Here is a 24,491-nt window from a genome sequence, read left to right as displayed (position 1 = left end):
GTATAGACATTTCAAAGCGGTTATTCCTTAGAGCGGTTGCAAATAAAACCAATGTTTATATCGGGGAGCAGTTTTCAGTTTCCTATAAATTATATACCAATATTGATCTGGTAGACAATGCGCTTGATAAATTGCCGGATTTTAATGGTTTCTGGAGTCAGGAGATCAAAAATAACAGCCAAAATGTACAGTGGGAGATCGAAACTTATAATGGTGAAAAATACCATGTTGCAACCCTGAAACAGATTATTCTTTTTCCGGAGCGTTTTGGCAAGCTCACGCTCGATCCTTTGGCGATGACTTTTGTGGTAAGGCAAGCTGCACCTTCAAATGATCCTATTGAACAGTTTTTTGGAGGTTCTTATAAGGATACAAAATACAAGATTAAAAGTACACCAATTACCATTAATGTGAAACCTTTGCCGGAAGCAGGCAAACCAGAGGGTTTTAATGGGGCCGTTGGAAACTTTTCTATTGGGGCTAACTTAGATAAATCATCAGTTAAAGCCAATGAAGCATTAAACTATACCCTTAAAATTACCGGATCAGGTAATTTAAAGTTGTTAAAGGCTCCGGAATTAACCCTTCCGGCGGATATAGAAAAGTATGATCCAAAGGTAAACGATGATATTAAAGAGACCATGACCGGTGTTTCCGGCAGTAGGGAGTATAGCTATTTACTTATCCCAAGGCATGAAGGCAATTATACAATTGAACCGTTAAAGTTCTCTTATTTTAATCCAGCAACGGGAAGATATGTGAGCCTCACATCCGGATCATTTCCCGTAAAGGTGGCAAAAGGCGACCCAGGTTCAAATGTTACCGCTTATGCAACAGGTGGACAGCAGGATGTTAAAACGCTGGCAAAGGATATTGCTTATATTAAAACAGGAAACCCTGGTTTAACAAAAGATGGCGAAGGCTTTTATGGTTCAGCTTTATATTATATGCTCCTTTGTACAGGTCCTGTTCTATTTTTAGCGGCATTTGGATATAGAAAATGGTATAGAGAAAACAACAGAGATGTTATAAAGGTAAAGGGTAGAAATGCCAACAAAATTGCAGCTAAACATCTGGCCAGTGCCCAGAAGCAATTGATCAGCGGAGATAAAAAAGCTTTTTATGAGAACGTATACAGAGGATTGTATGGTTATTTAAGCGATAAATTAAATATCTCTGCCGCGGATTTAAATAAAGAGAATATTGGGGAACAGCTTAAGTTAAGGACTGTTAATGAATCCATAATCGATCAATTAACAGATACGCTAGACCTTTGTGAAATGGCGAGATATGCACCTATTTCTGGTATATCTGAGCAAGAAGTATTTGATAAGGCGAAAACTATTATTAACGATATAGAAGACAATGCATAATCGCTTGAACCACTTTTTTTACAGTTTTATACTGCTGGTGATATCGCCTTTGTTTTTGTGTGCCAAAGGGAATCCGGAGGCGCTGTTTGCGAAGGGTAACAGTCAGTATGCGAAAGCACAATATAAAGAGGCTGCACAATCTTATCAGGAAGTGTTAAATGATGGGTATAAATCAGCTGAGGTATATTTTAACCTGGGTAACGCCTACTATAAAATGGGAGAGATGGCACCTGCTATTCTTTATTACGAAAAGGCATACAAAGTTACGCCAGGAGATCAGGAAATTAGCTTAAATCTTCAGCTTGCTAACTTAAAGATTGCCGATAAAATAGAATCAGTACCAGAATTTTTTCTGACGAAGTGGTGGAAATCTTTCTTTCTGTTTTTTTCTGCACAAGCATTATCCGGGTTCGCAGTTGCGTTTTTACTGCTGGGTTTTGCTTTATTGATTGTTTACCTTTTTGCCATTTCGATCTCAATTAAGAAACCAGCTTTCTACGCTGGTATAATTCTACTTGCTCTGGGACTGTTATCCATTTTTATAGTAAGCACACAAAACAGTTACCTTAATAGTAGCAGTCAGGCTATTGTATTTAATGGCACCGTGAATGTAAAGAGTGGCCCTGATGACAAGTCAAAGACACTTTTTGTGATTCATGAAGGAACCAAAGTTACCATTAAGCAAAACGACAACAACTGGATTAAAGTAGAGTTGCCTAATGGAAACATTGGTTGGGTTGAGGTTATTGCCGTAAAGGAAATTTAAACCTTTCTAAAATCAACAATTAATTCATTCTATTTTGTTTCCGGATGTTCCTTCCCATTGTGGCAGGTAATGCAGGAAATTGCTAAAAGAGCTTTTCCATCTTTGTCTTTACTGCCAATCGGGTGAAAATATTTTTTATTAATCTTCATTGTCATACGCATCATATCTCTGGCAGTTTCTTTTTCCGGTTTTTCATCGCTGGCAAAATCTAGTTTTTTAGGATCGTCTTTTCTTGCTGCATGGCAGAAGTTACATTTTACTCCTAAGGCTGTTTTAAAGCCATCCATAACTTCTTTAAGCTGATCATGACTGATGTCTTTAGGAAGAACCTTCAGGTTTGTAGGCTTTTCGTCGGCCTGCGGCATAAATGCGCTTAGCATAACGACTGTACTTAACAATACAGATAATGTGATGGTTTTTTTGTAGGTCATTTTGAGAAGTTTGATAAACTAATATACTAAATATCAATTAAAATATATTCAGGTAGAAGAGTTGAGAAGTATAATCGTTACAAAGAATTATATTTACACCTTCTGACTACAACGGGACTATTACAGTTAAATAAAATGAAACATAAAAAACGCCTCTACTATTTTGTTATATTAATTTTACTTGTGCTTTTTGGTAGTTTTCTGTATTTCAAACCGGTGCTCAAAACAATGGTTGTTAATGAATTTAGAGATAGGTCGTATGAGAAATTAGTTGGTGTATATGATGAAAAGAAAGATGTTCCGTCTGATGTGATAAACAATATTAAACACGTATCGATTAAATGGAAATCTTTTGCATTAAGTTCTAATAGGAAAGCTTTGCAAAATGCAATAGTAGAAAATAAGAACGTTCTGATTACTATTGAGACCTGGCCAAGTTTTAATGCTGAAAGTATTTCTGTTCTTGATGAGGTTCTGAAAGGCAGCTATGATAAAGAGATCAAAGCATTAGCGAATGTAGCGAACCTGAGTAAAGGATCTGTTTTTGTACGGTGGAACCCGGAAATGGAAGTGCCTGTAAAACAATATCCCTGGCAGTATCAATCCCCATCAACTTATATAGATGCATTTAACTACTTTTCGGTTCATTTAAAAAAACTTGCCCCTAAGGTTAAAATTGTTTGGGCTCCTACAGGATATCCAGGTGATTCAGAATTCTGGCCAGGAAAGAATAATGTTGATTTAATTAGCATTGTACTAGGCAGTGGTGGAGAAAAATTATCAAACATATATCCTTCGAATTTAACTGATTTAGATAAATTAAGATTTAAGCTTCATAGACTCCGATTTATGGATAAACCCGTATTTATATTGTCTGCAGATGGGATGGGGAATGTTCAAAAAACAGATTCCATTCTTAAAAAGATTGAAGTAGAAAGAAACTTATATAAAAACACCATTTATTCGAGTGAAAACTTTAAGGAGCCATTTGTTAACAATCAAATCAGAAAGAATTTAGTCTTGGGTGTATTTGACCCTATGAAGAAACTAATAGATGAGCCGGAAATAGGTGTAGAGCATATATTTGTTGATTGGGGTGAAATACAACGAGGGGAATTTCTAAAGAAATTTAATGAGATTATTACGAGAAAGCATGATGTTATTTTAACGATGGAACCTTGGAAAAGTACCAGTAATCTTCCTGATCCAAATGTACTGCAAAGTACGTTAAACGGAAAATATGATAAAGAGATTTCTAAACTTTACAGCGTAATTGCCAATGTTAAACAAACCGTATACCTGCGCTGGGCACATGAAATGGAAATTCCTATTCATCGTTATACCTGGCAGAGCCAGGATCCCGTGGTATACATAAATTCATTCAGGTATTTTATGAATTTCTTAAAAGAGAAACCTAAAAATATTCAAAGAGTTTGGGGACCAGCTGGAGACAGAGGCTCGGCAGATTGGTACCCTGGCAACGATGTGGTTGATTATATCAGTATTGCTATATATGGTTTACCGGATAAAAACATTACTGATGAAAATATGCAGGAGGCTTTTAGCAACATATTTCAACGTAAAAGCTATAGAATGAGGTTCTTCAATAAACCAATATTTATAACTGAGTTCGGTGTAAAGGGGTCGGAGAAATATCAGGATAGATGGTTAATAGATGCTGCGAAAACCATTCAAAACGACAAGCAGATTTTTGGTGCATGTTACTTTAATTTATACGACAATCCGAAAGCCTGGGGCCATATAAAAGCTCCTGATTGGAGCATAAGTAAAAACTCATTAAAGAAATTCAGTTCAGAACTGAAACAAAGTTTTACTTTAAAATAATTAAGTTTTAAGTGTTTGCAGGGATTTGTTATATTTAGCGTATTATAAACTTGGGATGCTCTTAACTTTAAGAAAATATTTATTTTTTTTTCTCTTTTTAAGTACGCTGTATGCTTGCTCAGACAGCCGGTCAAAACGATCTGGTAAAGTTTTTATTGAGCAGAAGGACGGTGATTTTAAATTATTTAGAAACGGGAAACCCTTTGCTATTAAAGGCGCCGCCGGTTCTGAACATTTAGACCTATTGTCTGAACTTGGGGGAAATACCATCAAGACATGGGATACCACCCACATCGACTCTATACTGAAAAAGGCAAACGAGGCAAACATTGCTGTCATCATTGGCTTACCAATACCTGAAAGCAAACACATGTACTTTTATAATGACGATGCAAAGGTCGCCAGCCAATTTAAAGCGATAAAAAAGTTAGTTAACAGGGTGAAAGACAATCCTTCTGTACTAATGTGGTGTGTAGGTAATGAGCTTGTTTTTCCACATAAGCCCTCTTATAATAAATTTTACGGGGCATTTAATGATATCGTTGATATGATCCATAGTGATGATCCAGATCATCCGGTTACAACTACTATGATAAACTTTCAGCGTAAAACGATCTTTAATCTTAAGATGCGAACCAATGTAGATATTATATCATTCAATATTTTTGGCAGAATAGAATCTTTAAGTCAAGAGTTAAAAGACTTTTCCTGGTTTTGGAAGGGACCTTATCTGTTAACTGAATGGGGCATTGATGGCCCATGGGACGGGACTGCGGAAACAGCCTGGGGTGCTAAGATAGAGCAAACAAGTACAAAAAAAGCTGAGCAATATTATTCCAGATATAAAGAGAAAATGCCTGTAAATGACGGAAGATTGCTGGGCTCATTTATTTTTTACTGGGGACAGAAACAAGAAACCACACATACCTGGTTTAGTATTTTTGATGATGCAGGAAACAAAACGGAAGTAGTAGATGCTGCCGAAGCTATCTGGAAAGGCAAGCCATTGACCACCACAGCACCAAAATTAAACTATATGCTCCTGAACAGCAAAGGGGCAAAAGATGATATATTTCTAAAGCCAAATGAGAAAAATACCGCAGAAGTATTGATGTTAAACGGTGATGTCAATGTTAAAAGAATTGTTTGGGAAATTTATCCTGAAGATTGGTATAAAATCAACAATGTAAACAACACTAAAAAACCTTTACTTATTAAGGGGCTTATTGAGCACACTCAGGATTTGAAGGTTATCTTTAATACTCCAATTAAAGAGGGACCGTATAGAATATTTGCAACAGTTTATGACGATAAAGGTTATGTGGCAACATGTAATACACCATTCTACGTATTAAAAACAGATGAAGATAGTAGAGCCAGTAATTAATCCAACGAGAAAACAGACTTTCACTTTACGCTTAATGATTGTCATTGGCATGCTTTGCATGGCTTTGTTTCTTAGGGAGCTGTTTTTAACTGATGCCGAAAGTATTCCATTATACTGGATGTTGATGGCCACACTAATTTTCATGTGCCTTAAAATAGTGCACGAATGGATACATTACTTTTATATAACTGTACCGGATACACCTAAAGCGGAAAAGATATATACCGTTGATATATTTACGACTTTCTGTGCCGGAGAGCCTTATGAAATGATTAATGAAACATTAATCGCTATTAAAGCAATTAAATATCCCCATAACACCTTTTTATGCGATGAGGCCGATGATCCTTATCTAAGAAAAATATGTGAGGAACTCGGTGTAGTTCATGTTACCAGAATAAAGAAAATCAATGCAAAGGCCGGGAACATCAATAATGCATTAAGGCAGTCATCAGCAGAACTTTGCGTGGTATTGGATCCCGATCATGTTCCTTTTCCGGATTTTCTGGACCCAATAGTAAGCCATTTTAATAATCCTGAGGTTGGATTTGTGCAAATTGTACAATCTTATAAAAATTATGACCAGAGTTTAATAGCCAAGGGAGCGGCACAGCAGACATTTCAATTCTATGGCCCGATAATGATGACCATGAATAAATATGGAACTGTGCTTGCTATTGGAGCAAACTGCACTTTTCGACGTTCTGCATTGGATTCTATCGGTGGGCACGCGGCCGGATTGGCAGAAGACATGCACACTGCGATGCAGTTACATGCAAAGGGTTGGAAATCAGTTTACGTTCCTGCGGTATTGGCAAGGGGCTTGGTGCCAAGTACTTTATCTGCATATTATAGTCAGCAATTAAAGTGGTCGAGAGGTGTTTTTGAACTATTGGTTACTTCCTATCCCCAGTTATTCAAGAATTTTACCTGGCAGCAAAAGCTGCATTATGGTATTATACCAATGCATTACCTATCGGGTGTCATTTTTCTTATTAATTTTTTGATACCAATATTTTCTTTGGTTTTTAATACCAGTCCTATAAATATCGTTTTCTTTAATTTCATAACAATTAGCTTCCCGCTGGTGATGTCAATAATCCTGATAAGGCATTTTGTACAACGATGGGTAATGGAAGAAGAAGAGCGCGGATTCCATGTAGTTGGGGGGTTGTTAATGATAGGGACATGGTGGATATTTATTATTGGATTATTCTACACGATTTTACGCAAAAAAGTTCCTTATAACCCAACGCCGAAAGATGGTAGGGATGAAAATAACTGGAGTTTAAATATTCCCAATATAGCAGTAATAGCAATCTCTCTCTTTTCAATAATATTTGGATTATATAAAGACTGGAACCCTTACAATTTGATTATGGCAGGGTTTGCAGGACTTAATTGCATTATATTGTCGTTTACAATTGTTGCAAGCAGACAAAGCCAGTTCAGGAAGTTAAAGAGGAAAGTACCAGTACTAAACTCAACAATGAGTTATGTTTCGGAATTTAAAGCGCGCTTCTGGAAACTCAGGAGAAAAATATATAGTGGAGTTAGGAGTACTGCATTAATGATTACCACACTTATTGTTTGTGGGGCGATCTATTTTGTAAATACGCGCTCTGGCAACGAGGTAAAACCACTGCCTTATAATTATAATAAAGACATATTTATTTCAGGGATATTTGCCCCCGAAAAAAGCAACGGGTTAACTTCTTTAAAGCTTGTTAAGCAATACGAAATTCAGAGTAAATTACATTTTGGTATAGTTTCTCTTTACATTCCATGGGGAGATCATGCTGAATCTATGCTGCCCAACTCACTGATAGATTCAATTTACAAATCAAACGCTATACCGATGATTAGTTGGGAACCATGGCAAAGTTTATTTGATAAAGTAAAAAGTTTTGAGGAAGGGCAGAGAGAAGAAAAGGTGTTCTCACGTATCCTAAAGGGTGATTACGATGATTATTTAAATGCTTTTTCTAAGCAAATAAAATCGCTTAAACGCCCTGTTTTTATTCGGTTTGCCCACGAGGCAGACAATCCACAATATCCGTGGTCTGCTAAAGGAGGGAATAGTGCAGAAGAGTTTAAAGATGGCTGGAAATACGTTCACGACTATTTTAATAAAAATGGTGCCTATAACGCGATATGGGTTTGGAATCCCTGGAAGTCTGATGCGGTGTCGGGATATTTTCCTGGAAGGCCATATGTGGATTGGATAGGTGTTACTAATTTAAATTACGGTACTAGAAATGGTAGCAATAGTTGGTACAGTATGGAACAGCTTTATCAGCCATTCCACAAAAATCCTTTATTCAAAACTGATTTACCTGTTATGCTTGCGGAAATGGGATCGTTGCCAGCTGAGGGTAAGCAAGATCAGTGGTTTCAAAATGCGTTTAAAAGCATTAGACGTAAATTCCCGGAAATTAAAGCAGCTGTATTCTTCAATAGTAGCTTAGATAGAAACACGATAGACACAGCTATTGGCAAGCCTCTGAATTGGAAAATTGAAGATTTTACCAAAGTAGGTTTGGCATTAAAAAAATACAACAAAAAGCGAAGCTGGATAAATTATCCAAATGGTATTGAAACTGCTGTAAACAACACAGAAAGTTCTACAAAAAACACTCAGGTTTTATCAGAGATAAGAGGGGTTAATTATGCAAAAGGTCAGATATGGTCTACCAATTACCATGCTTTAAAGAAGAAAGAAATTGTAGCTGATATTTTGGAAATGAAAAAAGTAGGCTTCAATACGATCAAGTATTTTGGGCCAAGTGTATATGACCGAAATGTATTAAATGTTGCTGAAGATAATGGACTTAAAGTAGCCTACAGTTATTGGCTGCCGGATAATAGTGACTTTATTGCCGACAGAAAAGCTTTAGATAGTTATGCGGATAAAGTGTTAAATACTGTAGCAGAATTAAAGGGTAGAAAAGACATCATTTTATGGAATATTGCAAATACGCCTCTGCGTAAACTGGAACATGATTACTATATGCCAGATCTGTTTTTCCCGCGGGAAGCATATATTTCATGGTTGCATAAGTTAGTAAAGGAGATTAAGAAAATAGATCCGAGCAGACCAGTTACCGTAGATCTGTATGCAAACAATAATCTGGGTAAGAATATCGCCATGCTTCATAGCAGGATTCCTGATATCGACTATTTTGGTTTGGTTGCAGATAAGTACTCTGATTCTGTTGCTATGACTGAAATAAAGAATTTTAAAGAACCGTATTTCTTTAGCAGGGTAAATACTTCAGGTTATTTAAAGAACAAGAGTACTAAAGCAGGTGTGTTTATAGCCAACTGGCAAGATGAAATGACTAATCAATTCGTCACATTTGATGGTCTTAAAGATTACTCCGGAAAGAATAAGTTTGAATTTTATGAGCTGTCAAATCAATGGACCGGTTCAAAATTACCTTCAAAGATGCCAATGATAAAGGTATTGTTGCCTTCGGTAACCATTTTTGCGAATATGCCTGTAACATACCGGGCTTTGGTCTTTAATTCAAACGAGTGGAGTTTACCCAAGCCTGAGGCAAACCTGAGGTTTAAATGGAATCTTGTGAAAACTGATTCCTATGGTAATCCTGTTAATGTGATAGAACTGGGAGAGGGAAGTAGTATGACCTTAACCATTCCCGAGAATCCGTCAAGTTATAAACTATATCTCTATGCAATGAATGATAGTGAGGTCAAGATCGTAAGCACTAAACTTAATATTCCATTGAATTAGAGATAAAACATAAAAGGCTACCATTACAGTAGCCTTTTATGTTTTAATCGGTGGACTTGAGGGGGGAGACAATCGAACTTTTTTGGCTAAAATTAGGCATTCCCACTTATCCTATAATCTTCAATGACTGTATAAGTTCATCGACTATTTTCAGGTGATAGCTCATTAAAATAGGGCTACCTGGAAAATTTCCTGAAATTTCTGCTTTTAAAATACTTTCAGTTTCTTTCTCTTCGAAACTAACGGCCTTCATGGTGGCTTCGTAACGCTCGTTGGCCTCCGCTATCCAATGCTCTATTTCTTTTCTTCCACTGTGCGTTCTGCCCTCATCAAAAACTAGTGCTGTTTCTGAAAAACATTTCGCATAAGCAACGCTATCAAAACTGTTCTGCGCTTGTACTAGATTAGTTATTACTTTCGGTAAGTTCATTTTTTTTTTAATTTTTAAAGATGATTAAATTGTTGGTAAGGTGCCTCCGTCGATAACAAATTCAGTTCCTGTCAGATAACTAGCTCTTGGCGAAACTATAAAACCGACCAGTTCAGCTACTTCCTCCGGCTCTGCAGGTCTGCCGAAGGGTATGCCACCCAAGGCATCCATTACGCTTTTCTGGGCCTCCTCAATGGAAATATTTGATCCTTGGGCGATCCTTTCCAAAAAACCTTTTACTGCAGTGGTTTTTATCCATCCTGGAGAAACAGTCAGTACGCGTACACCTTTTGGCGTTACTTCATTTGATAGGCTTTTACTATAGTTGATCAGTCCCGCTTTTGCAGCGGCATAAGGTAAAGTGGAGTCATATAAAGGCAATTTGCCCTGGATTGAAGCAATGTGGATAATAACACCACTTTTTTGTGCAATCATCTGCGGTAAAAATCCCCTGTCTAGTCGAACAGGCGCAAGCAAGTTTGCCTGTAGGGTGGATTCCCAATCTTCATCGGTTAAGGAGGCAAAGCCCCCGGCCGGTGTTTGCGAAGAACCAAGGTTGTTCACCAAAATATCTAGTCTTCCATAAGTCGACAGCACTTCGCTGGTTACTTTTCGGACTCCTTCTGCCTTACTTAAATCGGAAGGAATGAAATGTAGGTTGCTGTTCTCTTTTTCGGGTGCGTTCCTTGCGGTAATGATAACCGTTGCGCCGGCTTGCAAGAGCCTTTCTGCAATTGCCCTTCCGGCTCCTTTTGTCCCTCCCGTTACCAGGGAAATCTTGCCCAATAACTCATTGTTGAAATTAAATTGTTCCATATTTAAGAATTGTTTACGGGACAAAATTGGGGAGTAAAAACAGTTTACACAATTACGGAATTACGATTCGGATAGGGATAAATTTTTCCCCTATTGCACAAAATGGAACATAGGTGTAACTTTATAAAATGTACCAAAGAAAGATAATACCGAATTTGAATTGTGGACTTGATCTTATCGGTGAAGTACTTTTCGGAAAATGGAAAATCCGTTTGCTATGGTTTATCAATGAGGGTCATAAACGCCCAAGCGAATTGCAACGCAAAATCCCAGATGCTTCACGTAGGGTCTTGAATATTCAGTTGAAAGAGTTAGAAGAGCACGAACTGGTGACTAGAAAAATTTTTCCTGTTGTACCGCCAAAGGTAGAATACAGCCTTACCGAATTTGGTAGGACATTAATCCCAGTGATTGCAGCATTAGGGGAGTGGGGTGATGAAAACGAAGAGCGTTTGCGTGATGTGATTTTAAGACAAGTTTAATATTGCTTAATTTCACCTGTACAAGTAACGCTTCTTTGAAGAATCAACTTTAAACACCTCACCTTATAATTCGCACGGATGCTATACAGGAAAATCTGGATGGTAAAGTATCCCAGCTTTTATAGTTCCCCTTGGTCTTGGTCCCGGGTGATTATGCAATTCTGTTTTACCTTACCTTCTATTTACCAGGGTAAAAATTCGTCTGATTGTGAAAAAGTTCCTGTTGGACCATTCTCATCAATTAATGCCATGGCAACGCCAGACTTAGCACCTTCTTCCGGAGTTAAGGGTGCCTGATCTGAACCGATGGATGTTTGCACCCAACCTGGACTAACTGCATTTACTTTAATCTTGGAAGCGTCAAGGGCATTAGCCAGAAAAACTGTGAACTGGTTCAAGGCCGTTTTTGACGCACTATAAGCATAAGGTTTTAAAGCGTATAACCAATGTTCTTTATCCAAATGAACACCAAAGGAACCGGACAAACTGCTGATGTTTACAATACGCCCCGCTTTGCTTTTTTTTATTGCGGGCAATAATGCCTGAGTCAGCTCTACGGTACCGAAATAATTAATATCAAAAGTATCCCGCAGGGTTTGTACGGGTACAGTTTCCGTGTTATTTCCGAACCACACGCCGTCTAAAAATACGGCTGCATTGTTGATTAGAATGTCCAAGACACCATATTCGCTTTCAATATATTTTCTAACGTTATCAATATCAGCCGGATTACTGATGTCAAGTTTAACAAAGATAACATCTAAAGATGCTTCCCTTAAGGCCGCTTCCGCTTTTTTGCCTTCGATTTCATTTCTTGCCCCTAATAAAACTTTAATATTATGAGCTGCTAGTTGTTTCGCTGTTTCAAAACCTATTCCTTTATTGGCTCCGGTTACTAATGCTAACTTTTTCATTTTGCAAGTTGTTTAATTTCAATGCAAATGTAGAGAGGATGACATGGCCAATGTTAGCGTAAATAAAACCGATCCTTACTAAAATCAAACTTTCTTGCGCAAACTTCGAGGAGCAGCTATTCCTTATGTAATTTTCTGTATCCTGTGGGAGAACTGCGGGCATGCTTTTTAAAGAATAAATTGAAATGTGACGGCTCTTCGAAACCGAGTGCAGAAGAAATCTCCGCAATGTTCCAGTTGGTTAATTTTAATAAGATCTTAGCCTCTTGAACAAGTCTTGCTGCGATGATCTCACTTACGGTTCTTCCTTTGGACAATTTTACCTGGCGGTTCAAATAATTGGGATGGAGTGATAGACTGTCTGCGAAATCCTTTGCAGTTTTAAATTTGATCGTATCCTGAGGGGATTCTATGGGAAACTGCGATTCTAACAATCTTATAAAGGAACAGGCGATAACCTCGGTGGTATTATTTGTTTTTACGAAGGAGCTAAACGGAGCGAGTTTTTGTGCATTAAAAATAATTTCAAGTAAATAGGTGCGTAGCAGATTCTCTTTAAAAGGGCTATCGGTTTGTGATTCATCAAACATTTTATTGTAGACCTCAATAAAGTGTTTCGTCTGTTCCTCTGTAAGGGAATAGATGTTCTGCCTGCCTGGTTTATAGATCGGAAATTCAAGTAGACGATAACCACTGTTAACTTTAGTAATAAACTCCTCTTTAAACACGCAACTGATGCCGGAGTACCCTAAACCGGCCGAATGTATCCCAAAAGGAATTTTTGTGGTGGTGAATAGTAAAGAGTTGCCCGAAACATCAATGTTCTTATCTTCAAATTCAAGCCGATAGTTCCCTTGTAATAAAGTGGCGGTGTAAAATTTCTTCCTGCTATATTCCAATGAAAAAATCGGATTCCCGGTTATGCTCAGGTCCAGTATATGAAAAGTATTTGGACTATTTTGGATTGTGTCTGATAAAGCAGTACTATTTGCCGGGTCAATAGAAGATGTAGCATCAGATATTTTCATAAGCAAAAATAAGTAAAATTCAGTTCAAAGATTAGCGCCTAATTTAAATACATCGTTTCAGCCAGTTATTTGAATAAACATCCCTTTGATTTTTGGTCGATGTAGTGGTAAAGAAGGAAAGGACTTTTCAAAGTAGTTTACTGTTAATAATTAGCTAATTACGGTTTTATGGAAGGAAGTAGTTTAGATAATCGAACACTTTAACTGCTTGATATCAAATGATCTATTATTTTTTTTGAAAAAGAAAAAACCTCTAATTTCTGTTTAACTATTTGTTAATCAATAAATTAGAGGTTATTCCGTGGACCCGAAGGGAGTAATTAGGTTGTTGTTAAGTATTTGTTAGTCAAATGGTTATGTGGAGTGGTTGTTTTTTGGTGTAAATGAAGTAGACTATTTATGGTGTAATTTGTTCTTTAGGTCCTCAATATCCTTTCCTTGTTTTTCTATTATTTTTATGAAATGAGACACTGTACTGTTTAGCATTAACACTTCAGTTTGCAGTGCAGCAACTTCTTCTCGAAAGGCAGCTATATCATGCATATTGTTCGACTTCTTATCAGCTTTCATGTTGCCGGATGAATGGAACCACCATTCTTTACTCAATCCAAAATCTTTGACCATCTTATTAACAACAGTATTGTTAACTGGGATGATTCCGGCCTCCATTCTTGAAAGTGTACCTTGAGATATACCAAGTAACTTTGCTGCTGCCATTTGACTATCTGCGATGTGTTTGCTTCTGAATTCAGTAAGTTTCTTTGATTGGGCCTTATCTACAGCCATTGCTACTTTCATTATCTTATATTTTGTGGGATAGGTGATGAGTCTATCGGGTTTATTGTGAATTTGAATCTTAGTTGAAGTGAATGCGAATTAGGGATTAGATACCCTCCTAAAAAATACCTATCATTTAATGCATCATTTTTATATATCAATATATTAAAAAGGACATCGTCATAAGTTGCCTCTTCCATAATCATATCTATAGCAGCGCCTTGACTTTTAAGTCGTTTCGCGTCCAGGGACTGCATATTAATTATTAATAGTTTATCTTCTTCCTCTTTAGGTGGGTAATTCCAGTATTTAGCGTTGAGATAAGCGATGTCATGTAGAAATTCTGAACCGTGGTAGCCAATTTGAAAACCATGCTCAGGCCATAGATTAGAACCGGACAAGTGACTTTCATGTATTATATGCATAGCCGCTGATATTACACGAGAAAGTTTATCTCGCTTAGCTGCCTGTACTTGATTATGTAATTCAGCTTTGGTTGACATTACTCTGAGTAAGTTAGTTTTGTATGAGGTAATGATTTTGCAAACTTATTCATAACCTCAAAAATAATTTGCTCCCTGGAAATTCCCTTGGTGTATTTTACTGGCGAATAGGTGCTTTGGCTCTCACTAAACGAAACTATCTTAGTGGTTTCGTTCGGGTTATATTGAGAGTATAACGTGATCAGCTTGTCTTTAATTTTTGCGATTATTACTGAATGCCCTTTGCCAATATAATATATGTCTTTAGTTTTAAACGGAGCGCTTATTATTTGACCAAACTCCGAGTCTTTTGATCCTATTCCTAAATCTTGATCAACCAAACCTTGGCCAACTGCTTTAAAATTTTGTCCGGCTGTATCATTATTTTCTATTATTATCTTATATGCGCCCTTAAATGGTATCGTGTCAATTTTCTGAGCAAAGGCAAAGCTGTATGTTGTAATTAATATTAGCGTTAATAGTTTTTTCATGGTTCGTTTATAATTCTTACTACATTAAATATTGCCTGTATATCGTCGAGGCTCCACGCAAAGTCTTTATGTTTAGTTTTATCTGAATTAAAAGAGCCTAAATGAATAACACCGTCTTCTACATCTTGATTCAATATAGTTTTGCATACTATACCATATTCTTTATGTATTACTACAAATGCGGCCCAATTATGATAATGTAATCTACTTTTCCAGTGAGACCGTTGTATTTCTCGGCCAACAACAATAGATCCTTCTGCTATTGATTTCTTTGCTGATTCTTTACTTTCGTAGTTTTCCATACTATCCCCAATTATTTCGAACGCAAAGTATTTTCCTCTGTGCTGTTTGTCAACAGTTATTGATATTTTTTTCAGATCTTCTACATATTCCGGGTCCTTAAATCCAGCTGGGAAGCTACCATAAGCGTATTCATCAACTAACGGTACAAGCATAGTGTACTGACCGTTGCCCATGTCTATAAATGGAGATTCTCCTGGTTCTATTGGGTATTGCACTTCGTGTAAAGGTTTAGCGTTATTAGATGTGGTTTTACTATTTAGTTTATCTCCTTGTCCAGTTAAAAGCCAGGATGTATTAAGATCCGGAAAAGCGCTTTGAATCTTTCCAATTGTTGATGATCCGACTCCGCTTTTTATTCCGCTTACGTATCCAGAGGAAAGACCGCATTTTGTTTCAAACGCACCTTCACTAATATTTATGGACTTAAGATATTCTTTTAGCCTATTTCTTATTGGATACTCCATTTTTGCTATATTTATTCAGTGTTTTATTGTCTAACATTTGTTACTTAAATATCCTATTACCCATCCAACGACACCTAATAAAACTCCACCGATCGCTAACATCGTTTGTAACCGCTTAGCCTTAACATCATATACCCTAGCAGCGTAATCGGAAGGGAAGTATCCATTAATAAGTGCTGTTTCGCCAATTTTTGTAGTCTCTAGATAAGGGCTGCTATCTGGATTCTGTACAGGATATCCATTCTCATCTTCCAAATTTGGCATGAGTCCGTTCACTTCTAAAAATCCTTCTCTAATTAAAAACCCAATAACCCTGTCTTCGTGGATCTCATGGTTAGGGTACTGGAAAATAAGAGTTTTGATCTTTTTTGTTTCTTTGCTGCTTTTTCCCTTCTTCTTCTGAAGCAGAACTAATGTGCATCTGTCATTAAAATCCGGAATTTCACTACTCATCTTAAAATTTTATTATTGATTGTCAGGTAGTTACAAAATAACACTGAAAAAATACAGTGAAATATTTTGTATACTCTATTTATTCAGTACATTTGTATTGTTCAACTCAACAAAGATAAACATAACAATTAAAACAGCATATAGCAAATAACTACTACCATGAACCTACTAGCAAACAATTACGGTATACCGAGCTTAGATTTTGAAGTTGGTATCCTTACCAAAAGAGAAATCGAAATCGTTGAAAGATCAGTAATGATTGATAAGAATATTGCGTGGGATCTGAACATAAGCTATTACACCGTGCTGTCTCATCTGAAAAGCATCAGACAGAAAACGGGACTACAAGACAGTAAGCAGATCGTTTACTTCGGAATGAAAAAAGGGATAATAAATTAATAGATATGCAAAAAGAACATATTAGAATCGTAGCTCCTCCTGAGGATAAGTTCTCCTGGGTTAAGGAACTCCTTAAAACTCCGGTAGGTGAGAAGTTCAAATCTCCAAAGAAGTTTAAAAGCTCATTAGCATCAATAGCAAGTAGGGATGTAAAAATCTCCGAGCCAACCGCAGAGTTTTCACTTGACACGAAATCTGAACCAAAGTTCATAATCGTAAAAAGGACAGCATAAAATAAAAGTAGGGCCCTAAATCAAACTCCCCAGTTATAAATAAGGGCCCATTAGCTAACCACTTTAAATAATTAACTAATGTCAAAGCTATTAAAAAAAATTGCCAATCCGTTCACTACGGAGCAAACAGGATTCATCATCAGCTTTATAATTCCAAATTGTATACCTGTTGGTGTTGAATTAGTAGATATCATTTCCTATGTAGAGGATTATGAGTTGAACACCGCTGATATTGATGGTTCAGAGATTTACAACCCCCTAACATCTGCAGAGTTCTTTGAGCAGAACACAGATAAAGTGTTAGCGCTTTATTTCAATCGGTTCATCTTATCAAATCTTAAGTTCCTTAATGACGAAAGTCAGGCGTATGTTGAATCTAAAAGGAGGGCAGCGTAATGGAAGGACTTATACAAGTAGCTCCAGGCATGACCCTGATTGATACTCAGGTATTAGAGAAGTTAATTAATAAGCTGGACTCATTGGAACAGGCAGTGACCACCACCATCAAAGATCTTAAATCTACCACCACACCTTATTTAAGCACCAAACAGGTTTGTGAGATGCTGAATGTTAGCGAGAATTGGGTATTACTTCATAAGGACGATTTAGGATCCAGCAAACGCACAGGTAAATTAACCTTTAAGCGAAAAGCCATTGAGGAATTTATTGAAGAAGATTATTTCAGGATAAGCAGGAGGGCAAGATCATGACCTACAAATCAATAATGACAAGAATGAAGTCAGCAAGGTCGGTTGCTCAAAGAAGCAGGATCATGGATGAGTATAACAAGTGGTTAGAAACTGCTTCGTTTAACCAAATAGGGAGCGTGTTGGATGATATGCAGATCGGGATTAAATCAAGAATGGAGGCCACCAATGCATAACTACAAATCATTAGCTATACAAATGGCTGCTTCTCTTCATGAGATAGACAGGTTAGATGCTGAGTTCAACGATTTAATTCTATCTGGAATGCCGGTTGACGATTGCTGGAACAGATTATATCAAGTAAAACAATCATTAGCCAATACCAAAACCGAAGTATTCAAATTAAACGAAAAGGAGGTAAGTCATGCAAACTAAAAGAGTAATAAGCGCCTACAATGATCTAACCGAACAAGATCAGGTAATGATGAACTGGAAAGCCATGATTCGTAAAAGCCAGGATGATGAGCGTCATGAAGCAGTTAATCGGATGTTGGAGTTGGCTTCGAAAGACATCCTTGTATTACTTGCAGTTCTAGCATTGGTAATCACAGCGATAGTAGTGTTAGCCTCGATATGGGCAGGCAATCATGAGGCGGCTCAGTCGGTAATGGATAATTCAACAATTGTTAATCACTAAATAAAAATAAACACTATGAGTTCAGGACGTATCAAGGTAGCTAAGGCACAGAATAATGCAAGCACGCTGCCGGAAATCGGTAAAATTAAAACGGGCATTAAAGCAACATCTGCAAAAGGTGTTGAATACCCAAAAGCAATTGATTATTTCAGACCAACTGGAAATTTTGCAAATCAGTTTACAGCCTTATTTGGTGAAAAACCAAATTCATTGCAGGTAGCTTTCGTGTCCAATAATATCAATGAGGTATGCAATGAACAGTTTGAAAGTTGGGATAAAGGCAAACGTTACGGATATGGTGACGGAGAGTTATTTACCATATTCGATAGTTCCACAGGAAAGTATATTGATAATGTTCCTGCTGCCGATAAGCGCGTAAAAGCACTTAAGTGGGAACGCACCTTGACATTGCGTTTTGTACTTCTTAAAATGACAGGCGTGCTTGGTTACTGGTCATGGTCGACAAAAGCTAAAGAAGTAAGCATTCCTAGCATAACCAAATCATTTGATCTTGTTATGGAGCGTGCCGGATCTATCATCGGTTTCCCTTTCAACTTAACTATTGAAATGAAAAAATCATACACCCCCGGTGAAGCAAAAACTTATCCGGTGGTTAGTTTGATCCCGTCATTTACAGACGAGAACATGGAAGCAGTTCGTAATTATATCGAGGCTGGTGGTTCAATGAATCGTCTTACTACTAAGATGATTGAAAGCGGAACAATGGAGGCAAAGGTTTTAGAAATAGGGGAGGGATCGAAATAATGAAGGATTTTAAAGGAACACCTGGGCCATGGGAAATCGGATACTTTGTAAAGTCTGATGTATTTGCTAATGGCGGAATGAAATGGGTAGCAACATTGGTTTCTAACGAACTGGATGGAACATATGAGGATGCTGCTAACGCGAAACTTATTTCATCTGCTCCGGACTTATTGGAGGCGCTAACGCAACTTGTTCATCTTCACATGTGTGAGCAGGAAGGTGTCGAGTCTGGACAGCCAACAAGTTCAATGTGGATAGATGCCGTAAATAAAGCAAGTGAAGCATTGCATAAAGCAGTAGGAGGTATATCATCATGAGTATGTCAGTAGAATTCGTGCCTACCGAATGGTTCGACGAGACAGCAATAAAACTACCAAACTATAAAGTAGGGCGTGTTAATTTTAACAAAGGGCGTAGCTATATTAAAATTGAGCAAGATGGATCATTGGCTCAACCATTCAGGTTATACACCTCATTGACCACCTCCATTGCCCAATCTATGCCTACTCCTGTTCAATTGGAAGAATGGAAATTCCAACACGGTAAAAAGGAATCAGAACGATTGATGAATGTAGCCGCTAAATATGGGACATTGATGCACTTAGAGATTGGACGTTTCATTAAAGAGGGTGTTTACGACCTTGATTCAATTGACGGTATCATTGAAGAATACCTTAGCAATGAATCTTTTTGGGATGATGATTGCAAATGGTGGAACGATAAATTGCGGGAGGATATATTGGCATTTGTTCAGTTCTATAATGACTATGAGGTTATTCCTTTTGGTTTAGAATACGTATTATTAAGTGATGAACGCGGCTTTGGAACACCTATCGACTTAGTGTGCTTATTAACAGTTACCGAGGATGGCGTTGATGAAAACGATCCGTACAAATCAGGACCCAGAAAAGGTGAGCCAAGAGAATGCAAAGTAAGAGTTCAGAAACGTGCCATCATCAACTTTAAGTCGGGCCGAAAAGGTTTCTATGAAACTCATGGTATTCAAATGGAATGTGAGCGGTTATTGTGGGATGAGAATTTCCCTGAGTCACCTGCTGATATCGCGATGAATTGGGCTCCGGCAGATTGGAAAACAACTCCTAGCTATAAAATCAAGGAATGGCAGGGTACAACAAGTAGAGCCGAGATTGACGCAATTTTAAAGCTAGCTGAAATTAGATATCGTGATAAAGCAGAAAAACGAAATTACATTAATATGCGTGGTATCGTCAGTACTCCTGAAAGTATTACTGCGGCAGTTCAGTTTGAAGATGTAGAATCATTCTGCAACCGAAAGTTTGGAAATACACCTAACAATGTGAGAGCAACCAGGGCTACCGCCAAATTACAAGCAACACCAATTAAACCAGTATTCACTTCAACAGCCATACCAATATGAGTACCGAACTAACAATTATCAAACAGGAGGACTTGCAGAGCGCAGGAACCGTCCTAACTACAACCAGATCGTGGGTAACTACCTATCAGAAAAAACATGATGTGTTGAAACTGCAAGCCGAAAAGGAGGGTGTAAAATTAACTCCTGCAACTGACCAGGCTATAAACGACTATTTGGCGTCTCTTAAAAAAGCAGCAACCAAAGCTGAAGATGATCGTAAACCATTCACCTCTAAGTTGAATGAGATAATCAAAATGTTTACAGCCGAGGAAACTAAGCTTAAAGTTGATCTGGTTACTGAACTGCAAACAGCGCGTAATAATAGTGTTGCCGCATACAAGAAAGAGGAAGCAGCCGAGCAGGCTAAAGCACAAACGAAGTTGGATAAAGAAAAGGCACGTATTGAATTGTTTGCAGAAGCGGAAACGCAAATCCGTACTCAGTATGCCGACCTTCTTAAAGGAGACAAAGAGAAGTTGATGGACGTTTATGAGAATTGTACTCTTGAAATGTATGAATCAGTACTTGAAATGCTATCAATGGTTGTCGGGACCTTCAAGCAAGAGTATTGGGATGGGATTGTGGCAACGCTTGACCATAATCCACTTGACAACACTAAATACTTTACCCTTGAAGAACTAACCACGATTTGCAACAGCGCTAAAGAATGTAAATTTGAAAAAGTTGCGCCACACTATCAAGCTGAAATCAAGGCGTACGCTGACCACTTAGTTACATTAATGCCAGAACGGAAATTGGAGTTAGAAGCAGGTGTTACAGAAAGTGCCGCCGCTGCAACGTTAAAGTCTGTGCAGGAGGCATTGGAATTGAAACAATCTCAGGAGGCTTTGGCAAGGACAGAACAAAACGTTCAAACGCAGGTATCATCGGTGATTATTGACAATCAAATTGATACTGCTAAGCGATTATCAAAAGTTCCTGCTGCTCAATCTATAGATAGCTATGAGATCATTGTTCTTGATCGCGCTGGATGGTCTGAGATATTCAAATTCTTTATCACTCATTCAGATGAACAGGATCTTGGTAAAATGAAACTGGACAGCATGAAGTTGTTTGCTGAGCGTAAGGCCAAATCTGAAGGGCTTAAGATCGAATCTGCATACATAAAGTATGAGGAGAAATATAAAGCAGTTGTTAAATCTAAAAAAGCAGCATAATCATGGGAAACATAAACTATACGGAGCTGCTTAATCTATTTGTCAATGATGATGAGATGAGAGAATGGCAAAATAATCCATTCAGAATTGGGGATAAAGCAATTGCAACTGATGCGTTTACCATGGTTATAATTAATGCTGATCTTACGCCTGATGTTCAGGAATTGACAGATTATAATCATGAGAATGTTCTTAGTGTTATTCCTGAAACAGGGGGTGTCCTTGGAAAAATTGACATTAAGGATATCCGGTCAATAATTAAGGAATGTCCCAAAGTTGATGTTACTAAAACATGCGATTGTTGCGAAGGAGAGGGAGAGGTTGAATTTCAGCATGAATGGAATGATAAATTCTATGAGAAATATTGTGATTGTCCTGTATGCGAAGGTGAAGGTGAGGTTAAAGCAATTCCCATTCAAAAAGAAGTTGATCCAGCAAAGAAGATAAAAATTGGAATCTCATATTTCTCTGCTAAACTGGTATTTAGATTAGGAATGGCATGCAAAATTACCAATACTGACCACGTAGAAGTATTACTTCAGCAGGGTGAGAAATTAGCAACAGTCTTTAGAATTAATGATGCTAATTTGCTTTTTATGCCAGTGATCGAATGTGATAACGAAGATTATTTGGGAGAAATTAAAATTAACAAATAAGTTATGAAAACAATAACTTTACAAGGCGTTAATTATTCAGTTAACCCCCGATTAGAATCGTTTAACATCAATTCTATTCCTTCAAAAGGTATTAACTTTTTCGGAAGTAATCCACAAACTGGTAGCCTGTTTATTCAGTTCAAAAACGGTGGCACCTACATTTATTCAGGTGTTCCGCAGGAAGTAAAATCAGGACTATTCAATGCAGATAGTATAGGTAGATACGTAACCACAAATATTGTCGGCAAATACGCTTCGGAAAAGTTAGAAGGGGTAGGCGTAGAAAAGAATTAAAGCATTACCAGCCAATATTGGCAAACACCTGGCCGCGGTGATCAGTGGCAAGCCGCTCAATATCGAGCAAATTCAAAATCCAATTCAAATGAGTACAGAAAGAAAATTATCTGGTAGCATCGCATTGACAAAATTGCAACATGTAATCCAGGAGAAAAAAGGAAAAAACGGTCCTGTTAAATGTATCGTTATTCCAATTGACGCTAACCTATTAACTGAAAAAGATGGTGCAGTTTACATGTCCGTAAACGTGAATTTTAAATCTGAGCAGGATAAATACGGACAGAATGGCTTTATCAGCAAGACTACGGACAGCAAGATTTGGAAGGAATTAGATGAAGAAGGTAAAAAAGCTGCACAAGAGTTGTCTCCAATATTAGGAAACATTAAAGACTTTTCTGGTGGTTCAGCAAATGATAATGCAGGAGCAGCTGTGGAAGGAGTGTTGGCTGAAGAAGATGATTTGCCTTTTTAGTATCCCTTCCTATGCATTAACTAATATTTTGCATATTCTTCGCCCTGCCTCGTTCGAGTGGCGGGGTTTGGAGGTGCCGGGATGGCTCAAATCCTAATATCATGTCAATTAACTCAAGCAAAGAAAAAACATTAGAAGAAATGACAAATCAAAATATAGAATTTATTTGGGCTTCACCAGAATGTTTTCCTGGGTTTAGTTCAGCAAAAGGAGGTGTAGTTATTGACTATTCACGTATACAAGATAGGGAAGGCCACGAGGAGTTGGCGACAATCATAACTCAATGTTTAGAATGTTCAAATTTCAGCAAGGAGGTAAGAAGATGATAAATAAGCAACATTTCCTGTATACAGAGGGTGGTGGCTTTAATCCCATCAAAGTTAAAAATCCGGAATCAGTAGAATTTTTAATAATAGATCTTTTCTGTGGAGCTGGCGGAACTTCTACTGGATTTCATCGTGCCTTATTTGGTGATGACCAGGTTGCCATTGTAATGGCTTGCATAAATCATGATCCAATTGCTATAAAATCTCATTGGCGTAATTATCCTGATGTTGTGCATTTTGAGGAAGATATTAGAACTGTTGAATTAGCGCCACTGGTTGAATTAATTGCAAAATATCGAATACTATACCCTAATGCTAAAATAATCCTTTGGGCAAGCTTAGAATGCACAAATTTCAGTAAAGCTAAAGGAGGTCAGCCGCGTGATGCAGATAGTAGAACCCTAGCTGATCATTTAGACAGATATGTTGATGCTTTAAATCCAGATTACATACAGATCGAGAATGTTGTAGAGTTTATGAGTTGGGGCCCCCTTGACGTAAACGGAAAACCTGTTAGCCGAAAATCTGGATCTGATTGGTTAAAGTGGTGTAAGCATATTGACTCATTCGGATATAGAAACGAATGGAAAGAATTGAACAGTGCTGATTTTGGTGCCTATACATCGCGTAATCGTTTATTTGGTTGTTTTGCTAAACCGAATTTACCTATTGTTTGGCCAGAAACAACTCACGCTAAAAAGCCGGGTTTAGATGGAATGTTTGGTGTTCAGCATAAATGGAAAGCGGTTAAGGATGTACTGGACTTTGATGATGAAGGTTTAAGTATCTTCAATCGTAAAAAACCATTGGTTGATGCTTCATTAGAACGTATTGAAGCTGGTTTAATCAAATTTGTTGCGGGTGGTAAGGATGAGTTTTTATTGAAATACAATTCCATGGCTAAAAATGGCGACAGAAAACAGTCTGTTGTTTCTGTTGATAAACCTGCACCAACAATATCTTGCCAAAACCGGACGGCAATGTGTTTCATTGCTAAATATTACAGTGGCAAACCATCTGGAATGGTTATACCTGTAACAGGGCCAGCAGGTGCTGTAAAATGTAAGGATGGACAATCACTCATAAAATGTGAATACTTTCTCTCAAAAGCTTATTCAGGTAAACCTGAAGGAAAAGTTATCCCAGTTACAGGGCCAGCGGGGACGATCCCAACAGTTGGGAATCATTCCTTAATAAAAGCTGTGCCGTTCATAGTACAGAGA

At 37.6% G+C, this 24,491-nt stretch carries 31 protein-coding genes; 21 read left to right on the top strand and 10 right to left on the bottom strand.

Annotated features, from left to right (window positions below; all coding sequences use genetic code 11):
- On the top strand, nucleotides 1-1,373 hold a 1,373-nt coding region (locus AC1DDX_RS04090), incomplete at its 5' end, for a BatD family protein (RefSeq protein ID WP_477621793.1).
- Nucleotides 1,374-1,377: 4 nt separating this feature from the next.
- Nucleotides 1,378-2,139 carry a tetratricopeptide repeat protein gene (locus AC1DDX_RS04085; protein ID WP_288878947.1) on the top strand — a complete coding sequence of 254 codons (762 nt, stop codon included), beginning with the start codon at nucleotides 1,378-1,380 and terminating at the stop codon, nucleotides 2,137-2,139.
- Between the two features lie 29 nt (nucleotides 2,140-2,168).
- Here AC1DDX_RS04085 and AC1DDX_RS04080 read toward each other — a convergent pair whose 3' ends face one another.
- The gene (locus AC1DDX_RS04080; protein ID WP_048906729.1) at nucleotides 2,169-2,570 is read right to left on the bottom strand and encodes a c-type cytochrome; all 402 of its coding nucleotides are present in this window, start codon (nucleotides 2,568-2,570) and stop codon (nucleotides 2,169-2,171) included.
- 135 nt (nucleotides 2,571-2,705) lie between these two features.
- Here AC1DDX_RS04080 and AC1DDX_RS04075 point away from each other — a divergent pair, with 135 nt between their 5' ends.
- From AC1DDX_RS04075 to AC1DDX_RS04065, 3 genes are read left to right on the top strand one after another with little or no spacing between them, the layout of a single operon-like run.
- On the top strand, nucleotides 2,706-4,415 hold the full coding sequence (locus tag AC1DDX_RS04075; protein ID WP_172659729.1) for a glycoside hydrolase family 26 protein: 1,710 nt from the start codon (nucleotides 2,706-2,708) through the stop codon (nucleotides 4,413-4,415).
- Nucleotides 4,416-4,470: 55 nt separating this feature from the next.
- On the top strand, nucleotides 4,471-5,802 hold the full coding sequence (locus AC1DDX_RS04070; RefSeq protein ID WP_172659730.1) for a glycoside hydrolase family 2 TIM barrel-domain containing protein: 1,332 nt from the start codon (nucleotides 4,471-4,473) through the stop codon (nucleotides 5,800-5,802).
- Complete coding sequence (locus AC1DDX_RS04065) at nucleotides 5,777-9,559, top strand: glycosyltransferase family 2 protein (protein WP_288878950.1); 3,783 nt, start codon at nucleotides 5,777-5,779, stop codon at nucleotides 9,557-9,559. The genes AC1DDX_RS04070 and AC1DDX_RS04065 overlap by 26 nt, the downstream gene beginning before the upstream one ends.
- Nucleotides 9,560-9,665: 106 nt before the next feature.
- On the opposite strand, the gene AC1DDX_RS04060 is transcribed toward AC1DDX_RS04065, so the two are convergent.
- Together AC1DDX_RS04060 and AC1DDX_RS04055 are read right to left on the bottom strand one after the other, a co-directional pair.
- A complete protein-coding gene (locus tag AC1DDX_RS04060) occupies nucleotides 9,666-9,989 on the bottom strand; it encodes a nuclear transport factor 2 family protein (protein WP_288878951.1) in 324 nt (107 codons plus the stop codon).
- Between the two features lie 24 nt (nucleotides 9,990-10,013).
- Nucleotides 10,014-10,805 (bottom strand): SDR family oxidoreductase, encoded by a 792-nt coding sequence (locus AC1DDX_RS04055; protein ID WP_172659733.1) that lies wholly within the window; start codon nucleotides 10,803-10,805, stop codon nucleotides 10,014-10,016.
- Between the two features lie 128 nt (nucleotides 10,806-10,933).
- Between AC1DDX_RS04055 and AC1DDX_RS04050 the strand changes: the two genes are divergently transcribed.
- Nucleotides 10,934-11,287, top strand: a complete 354-nt coding sequence (locus tag AC1DDX_RS04050; protein WP_288878952.1) for a winged helix-turn-helix transcriptional regulator — start codon at nucleotides 10,934-10,936, stop codon at nucleotides 11,285-11,287.
- Between the two features lie 182 nt (nucleotides 11,288-11,469).
- Here AC1DDX_RS04050 and AC1DDX_RS04045 read toward each other — a convergent pair whose 3' ends face one another.
- From AC1DDX_RS04045 to AC1DDX_RS04015, 7 genes are all read right to left on the bottom strand, one after another.
- The gene (locus AC1DDX_RS04045; protein ID WP_288878954.1) at nucleotides 11,470-12,201 is read right to left on the bottom strand and encodes an SDR family oxidoreductase; all 732 of its coding nucleotides are present in this window, start codon (nucleotides 12,199-12,201) and stop codon (nucleotides 11,470-11,472) included.
- Nucleotides 12,202-12,317: 116 nt separating this feature from the next.
- On the bottom strand, nucleotides 12,318-13,229 hold the full coding sequence (locus tag AC1DDX_RS04040; protein ID WP_172659736.1) for an AraC family transcriptional regulator: 912 nt from the start codon (nucleotides 13,227-13,229) through the stop codon (nucleotides 12,318-12,320).
- Nucleotides 13,230-13,622: 393 nt separating this feature from the next.
- Nucleotides 13,623-14,027: a helix-turn-helix domain-containing protein gene (locus AC1DDX_RS04035; protein WP_477611903.1), complete on the bottom strand. Its 405-nt coding sequence runs from the start codon at nucleotides 14,025-14,027 to the stop codon at nucleotides 13,623-13,625.
- Nucleotides 14,027-14,509, bottom strand: coding sequence for a hypothetical protein (locus tag AC1DDX_RS04030; protein WP_477611904.1), 483 nt, complete (start codon nucleotides 14,507-14,509; stop codon nucleotides 14,027-14,029). The genes AC1DDX_RS04035 and AC1DDX_RS04030 overlap by 1 nt, the downstream gene beginning before the upstream one ends.
- On the bottom strand, nucleotides 14,509-14,979 hold the full coding sequence (locus AC1DDX_RS04025) for a hypothetical protein (RefSeq protein ID WP_477611905.1): 471 nt from the start codon (nucleotides 14,977-14,979) through the stop codon (nucleotides 14,509-14,511). Before AC1DDX_RS04025 ends, AC1DDX_RS04030 begins: the two co-directional genes overlap by 1 nt.
- Nucleotides 14,976-15,746, bottom strand: a complete 771-nt coding sequence (locus AC1DDX_RS04020; protein WP_477611906.1) for a hypothetical protein — start codon at nucleotides 15,744-15,746, stop codon at nucleotides 14,976-14,978. The genes AC1DDX_RS04025 and AC1DDX_RS04020 overlap by 4 nt, the downstream gene beginning before the upstream one ends.
- 30 nt (nucleotides 15,747-15,776) lie before the next feature.
- On the bottom strand, nucleotides 15,777-16,199 hold the full coding sequence (locus tag AC1DDX_RS04015; RefSeq protein ID WP_477611907.1) for a hypothetical protein: 423 nt from the start codon (nucleotides 16,197-16,199) through the stop codon (nucleotides 15,777-15,779).
- 159 nt (nucleotides 16,200-16,358) lie between these two features.
- Between AC1DDX_RS04015 and AC1DDX_RS04010 the strand changes: the two genes are divergently transcribed.
- The 15 genes from AC1DDX_RS04010 to AC1DDX_RS03940 all read left to right on the top strand — a co-directional run.
- Complete coding sequence (locus tag AC1DDX_RS04010) at nucleotides 16,359-16,598, top strand: helix-turn-helix transcriptional regulator (RefSeq protein ID WP_477611908.1); 240 nt, start codon at nucleotides 16,359-16,361, stop codon at nucleotides 16,596-16,598.
- A gap of 5 nt (nucleotides 16,599-16,603) precedes the next feature.
- Complete coding sequence (locus AC1DDX_RS04005) at nucleotides 16,604-16,831, top strand: hypothetical protein (protein ID WP_477611909.1); 228 nt, start codon at nucleotides 16,604-16,606, stop codon at nucleotides 16,829-16,831.
- A gap of 78 nt (nucleotides 16,832-16,909) precedes the next feature.
- Nucleotides 16,910-17,227, top strand: a complete 318-nt coding sequence (locus AC1DDX_RS04000) for a hypothetical protein (protein ID WP_477611910.1) — start codon at nucleotides 16,910-16,912, stop codon at nucleotides 17,225-17,227.
- Entirely contained in the window at nucleotides 17,227-17,541 is a 315-nt protein-coding gene (locus AC1DDX_RS03995) for a helix-turn-helix domain-containing protein (protein WP_477611911.1), read from the top strand. The genes AC1DDX_RS04000 and AC1DDX_RS03995 overlap by 1 nt, the downstream gene beginning before the upstream one ends.
- Before the next feature lie 23 nt (nucleotides 17,542-17,564).
- Nucleotides 17,565-17,714 carry a hypothetical protein gene (locus AC1DDX_RS03990; RefSeq protein ID WP_477611912.1) on the top strand — a complete coding sequence of 50 codons (150 nt, stop codon included), beginning with the start codon at nucleotides 17,565-17,567 and terminating at the stop codon, nucleotides 17,712-17,714.
- Nucleotides 17,707-17,913: a hypothetical protein gene (locus AC1DDX_RS03985; RefSeq protein ID WP_477611913.1), complete on the top strand. Its 207-nt coding sequence runs from the start codon at nucleotides 17,707-17,709 to the stop codon at nucleotides 17,911-17,913. The genes AC1DDX_RS03990 and AC1DDX_RS03985 overlap by 8 nt, the downstream gene beginning before the upstream one ends.
- The gene (locus tag AC1DDX_RS03980) at nucleotides 17,903-18,175 is read left to right on the top strand and encodes a hypothetical protein (protein ID WP_477611914.1); all 273 of its coding nucleotides are present in this window, start codon (nucleotides 17,903-17,905) and stop codon (nucleotides 18,173-18,175) included. Before AC1DDX_RS03985 ends, AC1DDX_RS03980 begins: the two co-directional genes overlap by 11 nt.
- A 15-nt stretch (nucleotides 18,176-18,190) precedes the next feature.
- Nucleotides 18,191-18,940, top strand: a complete 750-nt coding sequence (locus tag AC1DDX_RS03975) for a recombination directionality factor (RefSeq protein ID WP_477611915.1) — start codon at nucleotides 18,191-18,193, stop codon at nucleotides 18,938-18,940.
- A complete protein-coding gene (locus tag AC1DDX_RS03970) occupies nucleotides 18,940-19,257 on the top strand; it encodes a hypothetical protein (protein WP_477611916.1) in 318 nt (105 codons plus the stop codon). Before AC1DDX_RS03975 ends, AC1DDX_RS03970 begins: the two co-directional genes overlap by 1 nt.
- A 2-nt stretch (nucleotides 19,258-19,259) precedes the next feature.
- A complete protein-coding gene (locus AC1DDX_RS03965) occupies nucleotides 19,260-20,339 on the top strand; it encodes a hypothetical protein (protein ID WP_477611917.1) in 1,080 nt (359 codons plus the stop codon).
- Complete coding sequence (locus tag AC1DDX_RS03960; protein ID WP_477611918.1) at nucleotides 20,336-21,517, top strand: hypothetical protein; 1,182 nt, start codon at nucleotides 20,336-20,338, stop codon at nucleotides 21,515-21,517. Before AC1DDX_RS03965 ends, AC1DDX_RS03960 begins: the two co-directional genes overlap by 4 nt.
- A 2-nt stretch (nucleotides 21,518-21,519) precedes the next feature.
- Complete coding sequence (locus AC1DDX_RS03955; protein WP_477611919.1) at nucleotides 21,520-22,173, top strand: hypothetical protein; 654 nt, start codon at nucleotides 21,520-21,522, stop codon at nucleotides 22,171-22,173.
- A gap of 3 nt (nucleotides 22,174-22,176) precedes the next feature.
- Nucleotides 22,177-22,467: a KTSC domain-containing protein gene (locus AC1DDX_RS03950; RefSeq protein WP_477621792.1), complete on the top strand. Its 291-nt coding sequence runs from the start codon at nucleotides 22,177-22,179 to the stop codon at nucleotides 22,465-22,467.
- 88 nt (nucleotides 22,468-22,555) lie between these two features.
- The gene (locus AC1DDX_RS03945; protein WP_477611921.1) at nucleotides 22,556-22,942 is read left to right on the top strand and encodes a hypothetical protein; all 387 of its coding nucleotides are present in this window, start codon (nucleotides 22,556-22,558) and stop codon (nucleotides 22,940-22,942) included.
- 292 nt (nucleotides 22,943-23,234) lie between these two features.
- Nucleotides 23,235-24,491, top strand: a 1,257-nt coding sequence (locus AC1DDX_RS03940; RefSeq protein WP_477621791.1) for a DNA cytosine methyltransferase, incomplete at its 3' end; no start/stop codon positions are given.

It is taken from the genome of Pedobacter sp. 10L46_2, from assembly GCF_056395165.1.
Note: the sequence above shows the minus strand (reverse complement) of the source record. Positions and strands in the feature narration are given on the sequence as shown.

Coding starts and splice junctions, on each gene's coding strand:
- AC1DDX_RS04080 (WP_048906729.1), bottom strand. CDS start 2,570: ATGACCTACAAAAAAACCATCACATTATCTGTATTGTTAAGTACAGTC.
- AC1DDX_RS04075 (WP_172659729.1), top strand. CDS start 2,706: ATGAAACATAAAAAACGCCTCTACTATTTTGTTATATTAATTTTACTT.
- AC1DDX_RS04070 (WP_172659730.1), top strand. CDS start 4,471: ATGCTCTTAACTTTAAGAAAATATTTATTTTTTTTTCTCTTTTTAAGT.
- AC1DDX_RS04065 (WP_288878950.1), top strand. CDS start 5,777: ATGAAGATAGTAGAGCCAGTAATTAATCCAACGAGAAAACAGACTTTC.
- AC1DDX_RS04060 (WP_288878951.1), bottom strand. CDS start 9,989: ATGAACTTACCGAAAGTAATAACTAATCTAGTACAAGCGCAGAACAGT.
- AC1DDX_RS04055 (WP_172659733.1), bottom strand. CDS start 10,805: ATGGAACAATTTAATTTCAACAATGAGTTATTGGGCAAGATTTCCCTG.
- AC1DDX_RS04050 (WP_288878952.1), top strand. CDS start 10,934: ATGTACCAAAGAAAGATAATACCGAATTTGAATTGTGGACTTGATCTT.
- AC1DDX_RS04045 (WP_288878954.1), bottom strand. CDS start 12,201: ATGAAAAAGTTAGCATTAGTAACCGGAGCCAATAAAGGAATAGGTTTT.
- AC1DDX_RS04040 (WP_172659736.1), bottom strand. CDS start 13,229: ATGAAAATATCTGATGCTACATCTTCTATTGACCCGGCAAATAGTACT.
- AC1DDX_RS04035 (WP_477611903.1), bottom strand. CDS start 14,027: ATGAAAGTAGCAATGGCTGTAGATAAGGCCCAATCAAAGAAACTTACT.
- AC1DDX_RS04030 (WP_477611904.1), bottom strand. CDS start 14,509: ATGTCAACCAAAGCTGAATTACATAATCAAGTACAGGCAGCTAAGCGA.
- AC1DDX_RS04025 (WP_477611905.1), bottom strand. CDS start 14,979: ATGAAAAAACTATTAACGCTAATATTAATTACAACATACAGCTTTGCC.
- AC1DDX_RS04020 (WP_477611906.1), bottom strand. CDS start 15,746: ATGGAGTATCCAATAAGAAATAGGCTAAAAGAATATCTTAAGTCCATA.
- AC1DDX_RS04015 (WP_477611907.1), bottom strand. CDS start 16,199: ATGAGTAGTGAAATTCCGGATTTTAATGACAGATGCACATTAGTTCTG.
- AC1DDX_RS04010 (WP_477611908.1), top strand. CDS start 16,359: ATGAACCTACTAGCAAACAATTACGGTATACCGAGCTTAGATTTTGAA.
- AC1DDX_RS04005 (WP_477611909.1), top strand. CDS start 16,604: ATGCAAAAAGAACATATTAGAATCGTAGCTCCTCCTGAGGATAAGTTC.
- AC1DDX_RS04000 (WP_477611910.1), top strand. CDS start 16,910: ATGTCAAAGCTATTAAAAAAAATTGCCAATCCGTTCACTACGGAGCAA.
- AC1DDX_RS03995 (WP_477611911.1), top strand. CDS start 17,227: ATGGAAGGACTTATACAAGTAGCTCCAGGCATGACCCTGATTGATACT.
- AC1DDX_RS03990 (WP_477611912.1), top strand. CDS start 17,565: ATGAAGTCAGCAAGGTCGGTTGCTCAAAGAAGCAGGATCATGGATGAG.
- AC1DDX_RS03985 (WP_477611913.1), top strand. CDS start 17,707: ATGCATAACTACAAATCATTAGCTATACAAATGGCTGCTTCTCTTCAT.
- AC1DDX_RS03980 (WP_477611914.1), top strand. CDS start 17,903: ATGCAAACTAAAAGAGTAATAAGCGCCTACAATGATCTAACCGAACAA.
- AC1DDX_RS03975 (WP_477611915.1), top strand. CDS start 18,191: ATGAGTTCAGGACGTATCAAGGTAGCTAAGGCACAGAATAATGCAAGC.
- AC1DDX_RS03970 (WP_477611916.1), top strand. CDS start 18,940: ATGAAGGATTTTAAAGGAACACCTGGGCCATGGGAAATCGGATACTTT.
- AC1DDX_RS03965 (WP_477611917.1), top strand. CDS start 19,260: ATGTCAGTAGAATTCGTGCCTACCGAATGGTTCGACGAGACAGCAATA.
- AC1DDX_RS03960 (WP_477611918.1), top strand. CDS start 20,336: ATGAGTACCGAACTAACAATTATCAAACAGGAGGACTTGCAGAGCGCA.
- AC1DDX_RS03955 (WP_477611919.1), top strand. CDS start 21,520: ATGGGAAACATAAACTATACGGAGCTGCTTAATCTATTTGTCAATGAT.
- AC1DDX_RS03950 (WP_477621792.1), top strand. CDS start 22,177: ATGAAAACAATAACTTTACAAGGCGTTAATTATTCAGTTAACCCCCGA.
- AC1DDX_RS03945 (WP_477611921.1), top strand. CDS start 22,556: ATGAGTACAGAAAGAAAATTATCTGGTAGCATCGCATTGACAAAATTG.